This is a genomic window from Glycomyces sp. NPDC021274, assembly GCF_040641195.1.
Classification (GTDB): Bacteria; Actinomycetota; Actinomycetes; order Mycobacteriales; family Micromonosporaceae; genus Glycomyces.
Genome location: NZ_JBFADC010000002.1, coordinates 819220 through 834156, shown reverse-complemented (window position 1 = coordinate 834156; position 14937 = coordinate 819220). Strand labels below are relative to the sequence as shown.

Genomic DNA, 14937 nt, shown 5'->3' with positions numbered 1-14937 from the left:
AACGAAAACACTTCTTTTCGATAATAGCGGCTCTTCGCCGGTTCGCGAGCCCGACTCCAGGTCCACCCTCAGCGGCGCCGGCTTCGCCAGATATCGCCACCGGCTCGTATACGGCTATATGGCAGATATCATCCTTTTGTCCATCGGTCGAGCTCGGGCCGAAATCAGGCCTGTAAAGGGGTTCGACCATGGCGAAGACGGCGATCATCACCGGCGGCGCAGGCGGCATGGGACTCGCCACCGCGCGCCTCCTGGGCGCCGACCACCGCATCGTCCTGGCCGACCTCGACCAGGAACGCCTCGACACCGCGGCGGCCATACTGGCCGACAACGGCATTGAAGCGGGCACCTTCGTCTGCGACATCACCGACCGCGATTCCGTCGGCGGCCTCTTCCGTGACGCCGCCGGCGGCGGGACCGTGCGGGCGGTCGTCCACACCGCCGGCGTCAGCCCGCAGATGGGCGACGCGGCCAAGATGATCCGCATCAACGCCCTCGGCACCGTCAACCTCACCAAAGCCGCGCTGGGCGCAGCAGGCGAAGGCTTCGCGCTCGTCAATGTCGCCTCCATCGCCGGACACCTGATCCCGCGCGCCATCCAGCCCCGGCGGTCTTACCGGCTCGCACTCACTGATCCCGAACGCTTCACTGCGAAACTCACCACGGTCGCCCACCGAGCCCCGCAGCGCCTCCGCTCAGGCCTGGCGTACGGGATCAGCAAGCACTTCGTCATCTGGTTCTCTCAGGAAATGGCCGAGAGCTTCGGCGCCAAGGGAGCCAGAATCCTCTCGGTCTCCCCGGGCAGCTTCGACACCGCGATGGGACGGCTAGAAGAGGCGAGTGGATCCGGCCGCCTTGTCGACCATGCTGCGCTGCAACGCTACGGCCGTCCCGAGGAGGTCGCCGAGGTGCTCGCGTTCTGCGCGAGCGAGCGGCCCGGCTACCTAACCGGCACCGACATCCTCTGCGACGGCGGCGTCAATGCCGGACTCGGCCGCAAAGACCGCCTCGCCATGGCAAGCGGCAGATAGCGATTACTGCAACGAGCGGCGCTTGCGGCGCCACCGTCGGCCGGCTCACCTTCAAGGCCACGTCATCGAGACCGGCCAGGTCCTACCGGCTCATGACTACCCTCGCCGAACGAGGCGTGCGACTGGCGAGCTCCCAGCCCAGGCGGGGGTGGACCATGTCGACCCCGTAGCTTCGGGCGAGTTCGGCCTGGGTGGTGCCGGCGGTCGCGTAGGTGTGGCGTTGGTCGGGGGTGAGGCGGTTCTTTGTGGCTTGGGGTCGGGAGATTGCTCTGATGTCAAACGTTCTACATTCTTCGACCAAGCCTTACCCGGTGCTCCTGCCCAGGGGCTGAAAGCGATGGCGGTGGTGGCGGGGGCGGAGAGGATGCCGTGGAGGGTGGCATAGCCGCGCCCCGGCCTGCGGGCGCGCAGCGCCGACGCGAAGACGGCGTCGACACAGGGTGCACGCGTCCGCGGTGCCCGCCCCGATCGGAGCGGGCACCGCGGTGCTCACCGGCCCTCTGCTGCGCAGGATCGTCCCGCGTTCAGGCCTCCCGCTGGAGCTTCGCGACCTCGTGCTCGAGACCCTCGCGAGTCAGGCGCAGCTGCTCCTCGGCCACCTCCACAGCCTCCAGGAAGCTGCGGGCCCGCACCAGCTGCCTGATCCGGTCCTCGGCCTCGCGGTCGCGGCGGCCCTCGTTGCCCCGGCGGTACTCCGCGACGGCCCGGTCGGCTTCATCCTTGGCGCGCGCCTGCGTCTGGCGCATGAGCTCGGAGGCCTGGGACCGCGCCTGGGCGATGATCTGCCGCGAGTAGTGCTGCGCCTGGTTGACGTAGCTCTCGGCCTGCTGCTGCGCCTGCGAGACCAGGTTGACGGCCGTCGAGGTGGGCGTTGCGGGGATCGGTGCCTGGAGCCGGAGAGAGCTCTGCTGCGACTGCCAGGACCGCAGCGCCTCCTTCAGCTTCTCGGCGTCGATCCGCAGCGCTGCCTCGCGCTGGTCGCGGCTGGCCAGTTCGTCGGCCACGAGCTCCAGGAAGCGGTGGACCTCGTCGGGCTGGTACCCGCGCCGGGTCAGGCTCGTCATCGAGAACCTGGCGTTGTTGACCTGCCCGACGGTGACTTTCACATCGCGCGAACGATAGTTGTACATGCTGGAACGTCCTCTCTCACTCGCTCGAGGGCTCGAAGTGGATGGCCTCCGCGGGGACGCCGGCGCCGGCCAGGTGCTTCCTGCTCGACTCCACCATCCCGGCAGGCCCGCACAGGTACACGTCGGCACCCGCGCAGCGCCCGTGCGTCACGGCCAGGTCCGCCGGAGCGCCCACGCGGACTCCGGAGCCGAACATGTCCTCATCGACGCACGGCACCAGCTCGAGCCAGTCGTACCGGGCCGCGAGCGCCCGGAGCCGGTCGAGGCAGTACAGGCCAGCCGGGCTGCGCGCACCCCAGTACAGGCTGGTCGGCCTCGGCGCGGCGGCCAACTGCTCGATGAGCGCCTTCATCGGGGCGACGCCCGTCCCGCCCGCGATCATCGCGACCCGGCCCGAGCCCGGACGCAGGGTGAGCGCGGAGCCGGTCGCCGGTCCGACCCGGAGGGTGTCGCCGGGGCGGAGCAGGGAGACCAGCGCGGTCGAGACCTCGCCGCCGTCGACGGCGCGGACGTGCAGTTCGATGGTGCCGTCCGGCCGGGGCGCGTTCGCGGGCGAGTACTGGCGCCAGGCCCGGGGACGCAGGCTCGTGCACAGCGAGACCGACTGTCCCGCAAGGTAGTCGAGCCGGGTGCCAGGGTCCAGGGTGATGAGGGCGGTTTCGAGGTCGCGCCGGTCGTGGGCGACGACCTCGGCGTCCCACCAGGCCGGCGTATAGTGGGCCGCCGCATCGGCGGCGTCGGCCATGGTCGCGGCGACCAGTTCGTAGGCCGCCGCCCAGTCCGAGGCGATCGCGGGCGTCCAGTGCGGGCCGCTGAAGTGCTCGAGCGTGGCCAGCAGGGCCTCGCCGACGGCGGGGTAGTGGCCGCGGAGCGCCCCGAACTTGCGGTGGTCGCGGCCGAGCGCCTGGAGGGTGGGGACCACCGCGTCAATGGTGTCGACATTGCTGACCACGGCGCCGAGCGCGGTCACGAGCTTGTCGCGCTGCGCGGCCATGTTCATGGGGAACAGGTCGCGCGTCTCGGGGTAGGTGAGGAACAGGGTGGAGTAGAAGTACAGCGGGACCTGGTTGCCGTGGGCGGCGACCAGGCTCCAGTTCTTCTTCAACCGATCGGCGTCGATCATGCGCCTAGTCGGCCCCGATGACGTCGGGGGCGACCGATTCGAGGACCTGGCCGACGCGGTCGATGATGTCGCGCGGGACCTCGAGTTCTTCGAGGACCGCGGTGAGGTGCGCGCCTACCGCCTTGTACTGGCCGATGGAGATGTCCATGGCCCGGTGCGCCTCGGCGAGCTCGCGCCCGGCGTAGGTCTTGGGCCCGTCGAGGACCTGGGAGATCAGGGCGACCTGGTGGCGTTTGAGCACGGCCAAATCAGTGCCGGTGAAGAACTCCGCGAGTTCCTCGTCGGCGAGCAGGCGCCGGTAGAAGCGCTCCACCGCCTCGGTGACGGCGGCCGCTCCGCCGATGCGGTCGTAGTCGGACATCGGTTGCTCATCAGCTGCATTCATGGTCACTCATCCTTAACGTGATATCGGATACGCGCCAGAGCTTACCGATGTTCCTCGCCTAGATCCATAGTGTCGATACGGTTTCGACGCCTCTCTTGTTGCGATAGTAAATCGTAAGTGGACGGTCACGGATCGCGTTCACGGAGTCCGAGGGTGCAAGCATTCAGTGCATCATTGCGTTGCCGCGCAAGCACATCGAGCGGCGACCGGCAACATGAACAACAACAGCCTCGATTACCTCATAGGACTGTCGAGTCCGCCCAGTCTCATGGCCACAATGGGCTCGACATCATGGTCGGCATCGACAACCTCCTAGACAAGGACGAAGGCGACCTCGATGCGCTGGTGGAGGACCTCCTGCATCCCGCCGTCGTACGACGGCGCGATGACCGACGCCAAGCTCGCACTCCTGCAGGACCGGTTCGAGAGCTGGCACGGTGATGCCGGCTCCGCGATCCGGGAGGGCTACTCCGATCACCTCACCAGGTCCTCGGAGCCAGGCCCGAACTGGGCAGCGACGTCATCGATGGCCTCACCTTGGAGGAACTGCGGGCCCTCGAAACCGGCATGCGAGCGGTCAACCGGGAACTGCAAGCGCTCCGGACTCGCGCGCCGCGACTCTAGGTTCCGACCGGTGTGCGCCCCTCCTTCGGCGGTCCTGCGCCCAGTGCTCGTTCCAAGGCGGTCATCTGGGATTCCTTGTAGGCGATTGAAACAGCGGCGCCGGGTTCAATGAGGTCGAAGCCGTGGTAGGCGCCGGGGACGCGCTGGAGTTCGCAGGGGACGCCTGCTTGGCGCAACCGTTCGACGTAGGCGAGGTCCTCGTCGTAGAAGAGATCGCTGGTGCCCACGCCGATCCATGTCGGAGCGACGCCGGTGAGGTCGTCGTATCGGCCGGGTGCGGCGAGTTGCGGGGGTGTGGATGCGTGAGCGCCGAGGTAGGCGTTCCAGGCCCAGCGATTGTTCCGCTGGCTCCACATGCGCAGCGACGCGGGATCGATGTCGGTGCGTTGCGCGGTCCGGTCGTCGAGCATCGGATAGGACAGCACCTGCAGGACCGGCCGGATCTCGCCGCGTTCCTTGGCGAGCAGGGCGAGCGCGGCGGCCAGGCCGCCTCCGGCGCTTTCGCCGCCGATCGCGATCCGATCCGCGTCCACATCGGATTCATTCGAGAGCCATCGCAGCGCCGTATAGCAGTCCTCCAATGGCGCAGGGAACGGGTGCTGCGGTGCCAGCCGGTATTCCACCGCGGCGGTGATGACGCCGAGGCGGCCGGTGACTTCGCGGCACCAGGAGTCCGACATCGTCGCGTCGCCGATGACGTAACCGCCGCCGTGGATCCACAGCAGCGCCGGCGCCGGACGGGATTCGGGCGGCGGCCGGAAGACCCGGACCGCGACGTCGGCATTGATCCGGACGAGTGTCCCGTCGTGCGGCGCCTTCGGCTTGGCTCGGAATCGCCGGGCCAGTCCGAGTGGAACGCCACGAGGCAGGAATCGCGCCAAGCGCAGGTCAGGGTGGAAGACGTGCTTCGACATCACGACTCCCCGATCTCGCCGCGCATGCCGCGGACGGCGGCGATCTCGCCGCCGTCGACGAGCAGGTCGACCGCCGCCAACGCCGGTTCGTTGAAGTCGGCGAGTACGACCTTCCGCCCGCTCCCGCTGCGGCGCGCGATCGCACGGCCCATGTCGCCGGCGCCGATGACGACCAGGACTTCCCTGCTCATGACCGTCTCCTCTCATTAAATATACGAGACGTACCGTATTATAAATATTGACACTACACTCATCGGCGTGACTGCCAAACAACGCGGACGGCCCCGCAGCGCGCAAACCGACACGGCGATCCTCGAGGCGGCGCGGGACCTCATGGCCGCCGAGGGCTACGAGCGGATGACGATCGAGGCGATCGCGGCGACGGCCGGCGTGGGAAAGCAGACCGTCTACCGGCGCTGGCCCTCGAAAGCGGCGATCGTGGCCGAGGCGGTCATGGCCGGCCACCTCGGGATTCACGCGGAGGCGCCGCCGCGGACGGGGGACGTCGGCGCGGATCTGCGCACCTGGCTCCGCCAGTTCTTCCAGCAGCTGGGCCGGCCCGCCGCAGTCGCCGTCATTCGGGGCCTGGCCGCCGCCGCGACCGACGGCGGCACCGATGCCGAAAAACTCTACGAGCGGTTCACCGGTCCGAGTCGTGAGCAGATGCTCGACCTGCTGCGGCTGGGCGTCGAGCAGGGGCAGTTCCGCGCCGACCTCGATATCGGGGCCGCCGCCGACGCCATTTCCGGCACCCTGCTCTACCGAGCGCTGATCCCGCCCTCCGCAGGTGCCGACACCGACGCCGGTGGATTCCTCGACCTGCTGCTCCTCGGCATGAGGCCGAGAACCGACGCTGGAGGCACGAGCGCGGAACCGGACGGACACCGAGAGGTGAACGAATGAGCTCGGTCTAGGGCGCAGCCGATCGGCCGAGCTCTTTCATGCGACCCGCGGGCAGTTACCGTGGAGCGCGGTCGTCATCGACTCCGGCGAACGGCCCGTCGCGGTCATCGAGACCCCCGAGGTGCGGGGCGAATGGTGTCTCGGCTTACACGAAACCACACGGCGATGGGCCGCGACCTCGAGGTCGCGGCCCCTGAAAGTTCCCCGCACCGCAATCGGTAAGTCTCCTGTTGAGTTCCGTTGTGTCACAACGAAACTCAACAGGAGGCAATCTCAGTCCGTAAACACGGCCTCAGCATCTCGTCGGGTCACAGGTAAGGGCTCTGGGTGAGCAGGTGGCTCCGGTAGCCTTCGCCCACACCGGGCTCCGGAGTACCGGACCAGTCCTTGATGAGGACCGCGCCGCCGGTGCAGCCCCACGGGTTCCAGGTCCATGCCAGGTAGCCCATGCCATTCGCGTCGGCCCAGTCCACCAGCTCCTGCATGTAGTCGAACCCGCAGTCGTCCTGGCCGAACTCCCCGAGCACGACCGGCACCTCCTCCATCAGCGGGGCGATCTCAGCGTCCCAACAGGACTCGGTCACGCACCGGTTGAAGCTGTACGCATGCCAGGACGCGGCGATGTTGTCCAGCGGGTCCTCCGGCATGTAGGCCAGCCATTCCCGCATGTCGTTGGTCCACTCAAGCCCGCTGACCATGAGGATGTTCGTGGCACCGGTGTCGCGGACCGCGTCGACGAGGTCCTGCATACCGGCCACCTCGTACCCGATGCCGGCGCAGGTGCCGCCGTCGCGCAGGCACTGCCAGCCCAACGTCTTGTCCCAGTCGCTGGCCATATCCGGGTACGGTTCGTTGAACAGGTCGAAGACGACGGCGTCGTTGCCCTTGAAGGTTTCGGCGACGCCGGACCAGAACTGCGGGGCGTACTGCGCGTCGGGCATCGGCTTCTGGCAGGTGGCGTGCACATCGGTGCAATGCCAGTCCGGTCCTGTGGTGTAGGCCCCCCAGGTCCAGTGCAGGTCGAGGATGACGTTGAGGCCGTTGGCGACCAGGAGATCGACGTAGTCCTTGACGCCTTCCTGGTAGGCGGCGCCGCTGGGTGAGCCGTTGAGGCCCAGCCAGCACTCCTCGTTGAGCGGGAGGCGCACGGTGTGGATGTTCCAGGCCTTCATGGCGTCGACGGACGCCTGGTCGACAGGGCCCGAGTCGAACAGGCCCTTGCCCTGCACGCACGCGAACTCAGTGGAGGACCGGCTCACACCCAGCAGCCGGTACGGCTCGCCGTCCTCGGTGACGATCTGGTTGCCGGAGACGCTGAGCTGCGGTGCCGGACCGTCCGGCGGATCGGTGGTCGGGTCCTCGCTGGGGGTGGTGGTCGGGCCCCCGGTAGGTGTCGTCGAGCCGGTGCAGGGCGTGCCGTTGAGCGCGAAGGACGCCGGTTCGGAGTTGGCGTCGCTCCATGCACCGATGAACCCGACCGAGGTGGAGGCGTCGGTGTCCAGTGACCCGTTCCAGCTCATGCTGGCGGCGGAGACGCTGGCGCCGGATTGGGTCCAGGCGGCGCTCCAACCCTGGGTGACCCGCTGGCCGGCGTCGGGGAAGTCGAAGGTCAATGTCCAGTCGGACATCGGGTCGCCGAGGTTGGTGACGTCCAAGTCGGCGCGGAACCCGCCCGGCCACTCGCTCTGCACGGTATAGGCGACCGCGCAGCCCGAGGTGGCCGCCGATGCGGGAAGGGTCGCTGTTGCCAAGCCGCCCAATGCCAGTGCGCCGACGGTGCCGGCGACCAACAGTATCTGACGATGTCGCATCTAAGCTCCTTGATTCTCGTGAGGGATGGGAGCGCTTCCGATTTCACCTTAGTTAGGCGCCCGAATAAAGTCAAGCATCTACATGGATCTATGCTTAGTGATCATCGTGCAGCCGATCGTGCGAAATGGCCGAAAGAGCAAGCGGGCGGGTAAGCAAGGCGGCCTGACAAAGCACAGCGAAGGAGGCACACGTGGCGCTCAGCCCGATGTGGACCAGCAAATCGAGGACCAGGGGTCTGATCCTGGACGCCATCCGCGCAGCCCGCACGATCAGCCGGGTGGAGCTCGCGGCAGCGACAGGTCTTACCGGCGCCACGATCTCCGAGCTCGTGCGGGAGCTCATCGACGACGGATTGGTCGTCGAGGCCGGCCGAAGTGCGCCGACCGGGGGCAAGCCGCGCACACTGGTGCAGCTCGACCCCCGGGCCCGGCACAGCGTCGGAATCCAGATGGAGCGCAACACGTGCGTCATCGTCATCGTCGACTTGGCCGGCCGACCAGTGGCCCGAACTTCGTTCCAGGGTGTGGCGTCGATGCCGCCGGACCAGGCACTGCCGATGATCGCCTCGCGGGTGGACGCCCTGCTGGCCACGGCTGCCGTCGACCGCGACCGGGTGCTGGGGGTCGGGCTGGTCAGTTACGGCCCGCAGGACCGCCGCGCGGGGGTGTTGTTGAGTCCGCAGCCCTCCGAGCCATGGCTCGAATACCCGGTCGCGGACCGACTCGCGCAGAGCCTGGACCTGCCCGTGCTGCTCGACAACGACGCCGCGGCCGCAGCGATCGGCGAATACTGGATGGGCGCGGTCGACCGACGAAGCACCTACGGCTGCATCTACATGGCCAGCGGGATCGGCGGCGGGATCGTGGTCGCAGGCGAGGTATACCGAGGCAGCTCCTCCAACAGCGTAGAGCTCGGCCATATGTCGATCGACGTCAACGGCGACCAGTGCCCGTGCGGCAACATCGGCTGCCTGGAGAACTACGCCGGCCCGTCAGCCCTGGTCCGGCAGGCCGCGGCCACGCCCGCGCTGGCCGAGCGACTGGTGCCCGACCCCGACAGCGCCGACTTCCTCACGGAGTTCGCGCGGATCGCGGCTGCCGCCGACGCCGGCGATCCGGCCGCCCGTGACCTCATCGAGCGGTCGGCCCGCTACCTCGGTGCCGCCGCCGTCACCTTGACCATCCTGTTCGATGTGGACGCGATCATCCTGGCCGGTCCGAGCTTCGCGGTAGCGAGCGCTATCTACCAGACCGTGATCCAGGAGGAAGTGGACCGCCGCACCGTCAGCTGGCGGACGCACCCGGTGCGGGTGATGCCGTCGGTCAACGGCCCCGACGCAGCAGCGATCGGCGCAGCGGCCCTCGTGCTGCAAAGCGAGCTGACCCATGGCCGGCCTCGGACTGATGAGGGGAGGGGCACCCGGCAGCACTGAGCCGAAGAGGAACCGCGGCATGCATGCAACGTCGAAGAGGCCATCGTCGGGGGCCGGTCGTCACGCCCTACATCGACGGCCCGTGAAGAGTCCTCAGTGGAGAAAGTCGAGGACGTGGCTCAGGCCGCGCTCGCCGGTGCGCGGTTCGGCCGGGAGGAGGTAGGTGCGCAGTCCGCAGGCGACGGCGCCGCCGTCGCGAGCGGGGCTGTCACCGACCATCAGGGCTGCTCCCACGCGAAACGGAACAGCGCGGGGTCCGGCTTCTCGCGGCCGAGTTCGCAGGAGACGACCCAGGACCGGGCGCAGGAACTCCAGGCGCGGCAGCGGGCGGCATCGCTGTGTTCGCGCACGACATGACCCAGTCCGTGCGGCCTCAGGCCGAGAGAATCTGCGACATCCGGCACTGGTCGGAGTTCGGAGCACCACGGAGCTCACGGCCGGTGCTGCCGACACGCGGCCTAAGAGTCGCTCCGGTGTCGGTTTACCTTGTCCCGAGCCCAGGCGAACCTTTTGGCGGGCTCGCCGGCATAGTAATCCCAGGGCACCTCGGTGACCTGATCGCCGAGCTGATCGAACATCTCACCGGCCGCGTCCCACTGGTCCGTCGCCCAGAACGCCATTGCGAAACTGTTGTGGTCGTACTGCCAGCCGAGTCGGCGCCGATAGTCGGGGTGGCGCACCGAATTGTCGGCTGCGGCGTGCAAGCTGGCGAGTGTGGCAGGACTGTTCAGGTACTCGTGGCCTGCGTGGCCCACTCCTGTCCCAAGCCGGACCCACTCCTCCAGATGCGAGGTGACCACCAGAGTGGCCAGGCCGCTGGACGAGGGGGCGACGGCGGCGGTCTCCTCGGCGAACCTGTAGGCCAACTCGTGCGAGCCACCCCATTTTTTCAGGTACTGGTTGTGCAGGTGCTGGTGGGCACTGAGATGCCAGCGATGCCGAGCCACGGCCTCTTGGTATCTGCGCGTGGCTTCTTCAAGGCCCAGACTCATTCCCATGGCGCAGGGGATCAGTGCGGCCCAGGCCGTGGGGTCGTCGTGATTGCGGGCGATTGCCTCCGTCAGCAGAATGTGGGCCTTTCGGAGCCTGCGCTCGAATATCTTGAACTGGGCGGGAAGGGTGTCCTTGGCCAGTGCGATACCGCGGCCGAGCCAGGCCCATTTGACCGCGTGCGCGCCGCCGACCAGGTACGGCAGGAACGAGCGCGGCTCCGCCTCGATCCAGTCATCGATCCAGGCCTGCACTCCATTTTGCTTGACGCAGAGGTTGAGGTAGTACTGCAGGTGGTCGGGGTCCTGGATGACGCTCAGGAAATTGTGGACTGCCCGCCAGTCCCGCCTTGTCATATCAGACATCAGCCTTGCGGCCGCCGGATCGCCCAAGGTCGGGTCGTACGTCGGGATATTGGTAGGTTCCTGGTTCTTTCGACCGAAAAGCCTTGCCATACTCTTCCTCCGATTTCAGCCACCTAGAGGTGTGTACCGATCCGGGACACGATCCGAGGTATTTCTCCCGAGATGACGAGTGCTAGGTTACCTATGTGTCGCAACATGATCCGAAACTCGGGCAGGTACTCGGCGGATTCACCGATGTCAAGGTGAACGGTGTCCGAAACGACGTAGTGGTCTACCAATCCGGCCTACTGCTGCTGGCAGACCACTCTCACTCCGACCCGAAGCGACTGCGTCAAGTGCTGGACACGACGCCGATCCAGGAGCTGATCCGGCAGAACCGGTTCGTCGGATTCACCGACATCACCCACGCCCAGATCATCAAAGCAGGTGCCCCATTCAAGGTGGCGATCGATCTGGCCGGCGGGGGACAACTGGAGATAGTCGAACGCTGGACATCCACCTCGCTCGGCAAGGACGACGGCAAGCTGTTCCAGAACCTGTTGAGCAACCTGCGAAACACCGGCCCGATGCCTGAGTCGGCCGCCACCGAGGCGGCGCGAACCTGGGCCGAGGACGCAGTGGTCCTGGATGCGATGTCGAACGTCAAGGTCAACGGCATCGAGTACGACTTGGTCATCCTCGACATCGGGCTGGTGTTCATCGCCGACCCGGGCGGGTTCGAACACGGTAAGAAGCGACTGGCCACGTTGGTCCAGACCACTGCGCCATATGAGATCGTGGGTCGCAATTGGCTGGTCCGATACGAGCAGATCGTCGACGCCAGGATCACCAAATCCGTTCCGGTGACCAGTGAACTTGAACTCTACGACGGGCTTCGGGTCGCACTCGCGGAGGGCCGGTTCATCCAATCGCTCACCGACGACACTAGAGCAGTGCTACGCGCCGCACTGTGCTCCGTGGGCGCAACCATCCCGGTATAAAGGCGCGGTAACCCTCGCACTGCTCGCTGCCGCCCAGGTGTGCGGATGTTTGGTGTCAGTTCCAGGTTTGGGGCGGGAGTTGGGTCCAAGCGTGGCATGCGGCGACGAGTTCGGCGCTGTCGCCGGGGTGCGTCAGGAGTTTCCCGGTCGCTTCCTCGATGCGCCGTAGACGGTGCCGGATGGTGTTCGGGTGGCAGTGCAGGATCGCCGCGGTGGCAGGTGTGGAGCCGCCTGACTCGATCCAGGTGCGGAAGGTCGTCAAGAGCAGGTCCCGGCGGTCGGACGGCATGTCGAGGAGGCCGCCGAAGATGGTCCGCGAAGTCTCCTGCGCGGCCCCGGGCGCCGACGCGACCAGCACGTTCATCGGGCTGTCCCGGAACTGCTCGACCGCGACGGCCCCTGAGTGCCGCTCCAGCACCAGCTTCGCCAGCCCGAGTCCCCACGGCGCGCGCCGCAGCGTCGTGAATACCGGGCTGACCCCGATCGGTCCTGTCGCACGCTGCTGGAGCACTTCCAGCACCGCGGGCATGCGGTCCGGCTTCTCCAGCGACAGCACCCCGACGAGCGCCTCCCGCGTGAGCTGCCAGACCGAGCCCACGTTGACCGCGGACATGCTCGTGTCCGCTTGCGGGAGCGGGTCCTTGCCGAGCACGGTCGCCGCTGCGACGACGACGAACACGCCTTCGATCGGCAGGCGCAGCTGCCCGGCGATGTCGACCACCATGGCCGGGCCGATGTCACCGGAGAGCAGCACGTTCACCAGCGCGGTGCGCTCGCGCTCCCGAGTGAGCAGCAGGTGCTGCGCCTCCTCCCGGTAGGCGTGGATCACCGCGTCGCCCACCAGGTTGTGCAGGCTGAACCAGTTGCGGCAGAGGTTCACGATCGCGTCCGAAGGGATCGCGGGCGGCCTGCGGGCGACCGCGATGATCGCCTCCAGCGCCACGTCGTAGCCGATCCGGAACGAGGAGAGCAGGTCCGCCAGCGGCAGGCCCGACCGCGCCCGCGCGCGACCGGTCTTCGCCGGGGAGGACAGCTCGAGCCTGCAGGTGGTCAGCTGGTCGAACGCGCTGACGGTGTTTCCTCTGCAGTTCTCAACGACCACCTCGCGGGGTGCGACGGCGCCGGCGGCGTAGACCGGGATCTCGGCGAATATCCGGTCGGCCATCCGTTCGGCGAGAACGGGAAAGCCATCGCCGATCCGTCGGACGATCTCCTCTGCTGTCGTGCGTGTCGACTCGAACGGCACTTCGGTAGCCACTTCACCTTCATGGTCGGGGGTGTGTCAGGGAACAACGCGGTGCTCGAGACGCTGTGCTCGCCGCCCATCACCGAACTCCCGCTGACTCGTCAATGTATATGGCAGGGACATGCGGGCGCGGGCACGACAAGGCGGGCCGTTTCGGCCCGACGAGCCCGGGCCCGCATAGCCTGCCAGGGCCTCCGCAGTGGAGCACGTCCACGGCTCCCGGCACCGTGACCGCCGCCGTCCTCGCGAATCACTCGGCAGAGGGAGGAGCCGCAGGCGTTCGCAAGCCGGCGGCCCGCCTTGCGGCTCCCGTTCGGGTGAATCGCGCGGCGGGCGATGCAGCGAGCCATCGACGGATCCGCTTGCGTGCCTGCGCCACCGCCACCGACGGGCGTCATCGCGCGCTTCTGCGCGCGCCGGCGCGGCAGGTACCGTGCAATTGCCCTGCCGGTCGTCGGTCCCCAGACGAGCACCATTTTCCGACATCGGCATGCTTGAGGAGTCAGCTGTGAAATCTGGATCGCTCGTCGCCGGGCGCTACCGCCTCGACCGGCCCATCGCCGCAGGCGGCATGGGCGAGGTCTGGCGCGGCTTCGACCTGGTCCTCGAACGTCCGGTCGCGGTCAAGCTCCAGCGCCGCGGACTCGGCTCCTCACTCGGCGGCGGCGACCGGTTCGCGCGGGAGGCGAAGATCCTCGCGGGACTCAGCGGCCCCGGACTGCCAGAGGTCTACGACTACGGCGAGCACGCCTCCCGAAGGTGGACCGAACGATTCATCATCATGGAACTCATCGAGGGCACTCCACTGTCCACGCTCATCCAGGAGCGGGGGCCGCTGACGCCCGACGAGACCCTGCGCCACCTCACCGCCGCAGCGGACGCGCTCGCGATCGCCCACGCGCGCGGCGTCGTCCACCGCGACATCAAGCCGAGCAACCTGCTCATTGAACCCGGCGGCAACCTGCGCATCGTCGACTTCGGCATCTCCCTTGCAGACGGTGACGCCCGACTGACCTCGGCAGACGACATCATGGGCACCACCAGCTACGTATCGCCCGAGCAGATCAGCCGCAACGAGACCAGCGGCGCCGCCGACCTCTACGCGCTCGGCGCGGTCGCCTACGAATGCCTCACCGGCAGGCCGCCGTTCACCGCGGACCACCCGCGCGAGGTCCTCTACAAGCATCTGCACGAGGAACCGCCGCCCCTGCCCGACCACATCCCGTCGGACGCCGCCGCGGTCGTCGCACGATGCCTCCGCAAGGAACCGGACGAGCGCTGGCCGACGGCGAAGGATCTCGCCGCCGCCTGCGCTACCGCTCGGCTGCAGTCCACAGTCGACCTACCCGCCCCTCCCACCGGATCTCGGCGTCCGGTGCGGGCCGTGATCGTCGCCGCGGCGGTTCTCCTGCCCGCGCTGATCACGGGCGTGACGATGTGGCACCCGTGGATTCCTGCCGACGGGCGGCCCGAGGCCGATCCGGTCGTGTTCAGGTCACCGGGCGTACCGCCCGAAGCCACCGCCGCCGCCGTCAGCGGCATCGACGAGCCGACCGAGCCTGTGCCGGCGGTCGCCGCCGTGACAACGCCGCCGTCAGGTGCGGTCGTGACTTCGCCGCTCCCGACCTCGAGTCTCCAGCAGCCGCCGCAGACCTTCGACGTCCTGCCGGACGTGACGGGGATGGACGCCGCTGAGGCCCAGGCGCACTTGAACGACCGCGGCTGGCCGGACGTGCGGATCGCGCCGACGCTCTTGTTCACCGGAGCTCAGCCCGAGGGCTGCGAGATCGTGTCGCAAGATCCCGAGCCTGGCCGCACCGTCGGCTACGACCAGCCCGTGGAGATCGCCTACTGGGGCCTCCACGACTGCCCTTGAGCCGCCTGCCCGATCGCCTTTGCACGGGCCGTTCGCCTCGTAGCGCGCTATCTCTGCAGCTAAGGGCCGTTTAGCTGGGCTGCGGCAGTAGGGCGGCCGGATGGTTTCTGGAGCCAGGCGACGGTA

14 protein-coding genes and 1 pseudogene are annotated in these 14937 nt (G+C 67.9%); 5 read left to right on the top strand and 10 right to left on the bottom strand.

Features of this window, described 5'->3' with window-relative positions; genetic code table 11:
- Positions 1 to 188 precede the first annotated feature (188 nt).
- Positions 189 to 1031: an SDR family oxidoreductase gene (locus tag AB0I03_RS07575; protein ID WP_360408021.1), complete on the top strand. Its 843-nt coding sequence runs from the start codon at positions 189 to 191 to the stop codon at positions 1029 to 1031.
- 524 nt (positions 1032 to 1555) lie between these two features.
- On the opposite strand, the gene AB0I03_RS07570 is transcribed toward AB0I03_RS07575, so the two are convergent.
- From AB0I03_RS07570 to AB0I03_RS07550, 5 genes and pseudogenes are all read right to left on the bottom strand, one after another.
- Positions 1556 to 2161, bottom strand: coding sequence for a DivIVA domain-containing protein (locus tag AB0I03_RS07570; protein ID WP_360408018.1), 606 nt, complete (start codon positions 2159 to 2161; stop codon positions 1556 to 1558).
- Positions 2162 to 2177: 16 nt separating this feature from the next.
- A complete protein-coding gene (locus AB0I03_RS07565) occupies positions 2178 to 3284 on the bottom strand; it encodes a globin domain-containing protein (protein ID WP_360408015.1) in 1107 nt (368 codons plus the stop codon).
- A gap of 4 nt (positions 3285 to 3288) precedes the next feature.
- A complete protein-coding gene (locus tag AB0I03_RS07560) occupies positions 3289 to 3669 on the bottom strand; it encodes a group 1 truncated hemoglobin (RefSeq protein WP_360408012.1) in 381 nt (126 codons plus the stop codon).
- A gap of 620 nt (positions 3670 to 4289) precedes the next feature.
- Positions 4290 to 5207, bottom strand: coding sequence for an alpha/beta hydrolase (locus AB0I03_RS07555; RefSeq protein ID WP_360408009.1), 918 nt, complete (start codon positions 5205 to 5207; stop codon positions 4290 to 4292).
- Positions 5208 to 5257: 50 nt separating this feature from the next.
- A pseudogene (locus tag AB0I03_RS07550) lies at positions 5258 to 5398 on the bottom strand (short-chain dehydrogenase); the annotation flags it as partial.
- A 67-nt stretch (positions 5399 to 5465) separates the two neighbouring features.
- Between AB0I03_RS07550 and AB0I03_RS07545 the strand changes: the two are divergent.
- Positions 5466 to 6110, top strand: coding sequence for a TetR/AcrR family transcriptional regulator (locus AB0I03_RS07545; RefSeq protein ID WP_360408006.1), 645 nt, complete (start codon positions 5466 to 5468; stop codon positions 6108 to 6110).
- A gap of 308 nt (positions 6111 to 6418) precedes the next feature.
- Here AB0I03_RS07545 and AB0I03_RS07540 read toward each other — a convergent pair whose 3' ends face one another.
- Positions 6419 to 7921 carry a cellulase family glycosylhydrolase gene (locus AB0I03_RS07540; protein WP_360408003.1) on the bottom strand — a complete coding sequence of 501 codons (1503 nt, stop codon included), beginning with the start codon at positions 7919 to 7921 and terminating at the stop codon, positions 6419 to 6421.
- 191 nt (positions 7922 to 8112) lie between these two features.
- Between AB0I03_RS07540 and AB0I03_RS07535 the strand changes: the two genes are divergently transcribed.
- Positions 8113 to 9354 carry an ROK family transcriptional regulator gene (locus AB0I03_RS07535; RefSeq protein ID WP_360408000.1) on the top strand — a complete coding sequence of 414 codons (1242 nt, stop codon included), beginning with the start codon at positions 8113 to 8115 and terminating at the stop codon, positions 9352 to 9354.
- A 93-nt stretch (positions 9355 to 9447) separates the two neighbouring features.
- Here AB0I03_RS07535 and AB0I03_RS07530 read toward each other — a convergent pair whose 3' ends face one another.
- From AB0I03_RS07530 to AB0I03_RS07520, 3 genes are all read right to left on the bottom strand, one after another.
- Positions 9448 to 9573, bottom strand: coding sequence for a hypothetical protein (locus AB0I03_RS07530; protein ID WP_360407997.1), 126 nt, complete (start codon positions 9571 to 9573; stop codon positions 9448 to 9450).
- Positions 9573 to 9704 carry a hypothetical protein gene (locus tag AB0I03_RS07525; RefSeq protein WP_360407994.1) on the bottom strand — a complete coding sequence of 44 codons (132 nt, stop codon included), beginning with the start codon at positions 9702 to 9704 and terminating at the stop codon, positions 9573 to 9575. Before AB0I03_RS07525 ends, AB0I03_RS07530 begins: the two co-directional genes overlap by 1 nt.
- A 108-nt stretch (positions 9705 to 9812) precedes the next feature.
- Entirely contained in the window at positions 9813 to 10799 is a 987-nt protein-coding gene (locus AB0I03_RS07520; RefSeq protein WP_360407991.1) for a hypothetical protein, read from the bottom strand.
- Between the two features lie 95 nt (positions 10800 to 10894).
- On the opposite strand from AB0I03_RS07520, the gene AB0I03_RS07515 reads away from it, so the two are divergent.
- Positions 10895 to 11689: a hypothetical protein gene (locus tag AB0I03_RS07515; RefSeq protein ID WP_360407988.1), complete on the top strand. Its 795-nt coding sequence runs from the start codon at positions 10895 to 10897 to the stop codon at positions 11687 to 11689.
- 55 nt (positions 11690 to 11744) lie between these two features.
- On the opposite strand, the gene AB0I03_RS07510 is transcribed toward AB0I03_RS07515, so the two are convergent.
- Entirely contained in the window at positions 11745 to 12947 is a 1203-nt protein-coding gene (locus AB0I03_RS07510) for a helix-turn-helix domain-containing protein (RefSeq protein WP_360407985.1), read from the bottom strand.
- 496 nt (positions 12948 to 13443) lie between these two features.
- On the opposite strand from AB0I03_RS07510, the gene AB0I03_RS07505 reads away from it, so the two are divergent.
- Positions 13444 to 14811, top strand: a complete 1368-nt coding sequence (locus AB0I03_RS07505) for a protein kinase (RefSeq protein WP_360407982.1) — start codon at positions 13444 to 13446, stop codon at positions 14809 to 14811.
- Positions 14812 to 14937 lie beyond the last annotated feature (126 nt).

Bases quoted from the DNA above. Each gene is read 5' to 3' on its own strand.
- AB0I03_RS07520 (WP_360407991.1), bottom strand. From the start codon at position 10,799: ATGGCAAGGCTTTTCGGTCGAAAGAACCAGGAACCTACCAATATCCCG.
- AB0I03_RS07575 (WP_360408021.1), top strand. From the start codon at position 189: ATGGCGAAGACGGCGATCATCACCGGCGGCGCAGGCGGCATGGGACTC.
- AB0I03_RS07530 (WP_360407997.1), bottom strand. From the start codon at position 9,573: ATGGTCGGTGACAGCCCCGCTCGCGACGGCGGCGCCGTCGCCTGCGGA.
- AB0I03_RS07540 (WP_360408003.1), bottom strand. From the start codon at position 7,921: ATGCGACATCGTCAGATACTGTTGGTCGCCGGCACCGTCGGCGCACTG.
- AB0I03_RS07555 (WP_360408009.1), bottom strand. From the start codon at position 5,207: ATGTCGAAGCACGTCTTCCACCCTGACCTGCGCTTGGCGCGATTCCTG.
- AB0I03_RS07565 (WP_360408015.1), bottom strand. From the start codon at position 3,284: ATGATCGACGCCGATCGGTTGAAGAAGAACTGGAGCCTGGTCGCCGCC.
- AB0I03_RS07570 (WP_360408018.1), bottom strand. From the start codon at position 2,161: ATGTACAACTATCGTTCGCGCGATGTGAAAGTCACCGTCGGGCAGGTC.
- AB0I03_RS07560 (WP_360408012.1), bottom strand. From the start codon at position 3,669: ATGAATGCAGCTGATGAGCAACCGATGTCCGACTACGACCGCATCGGC.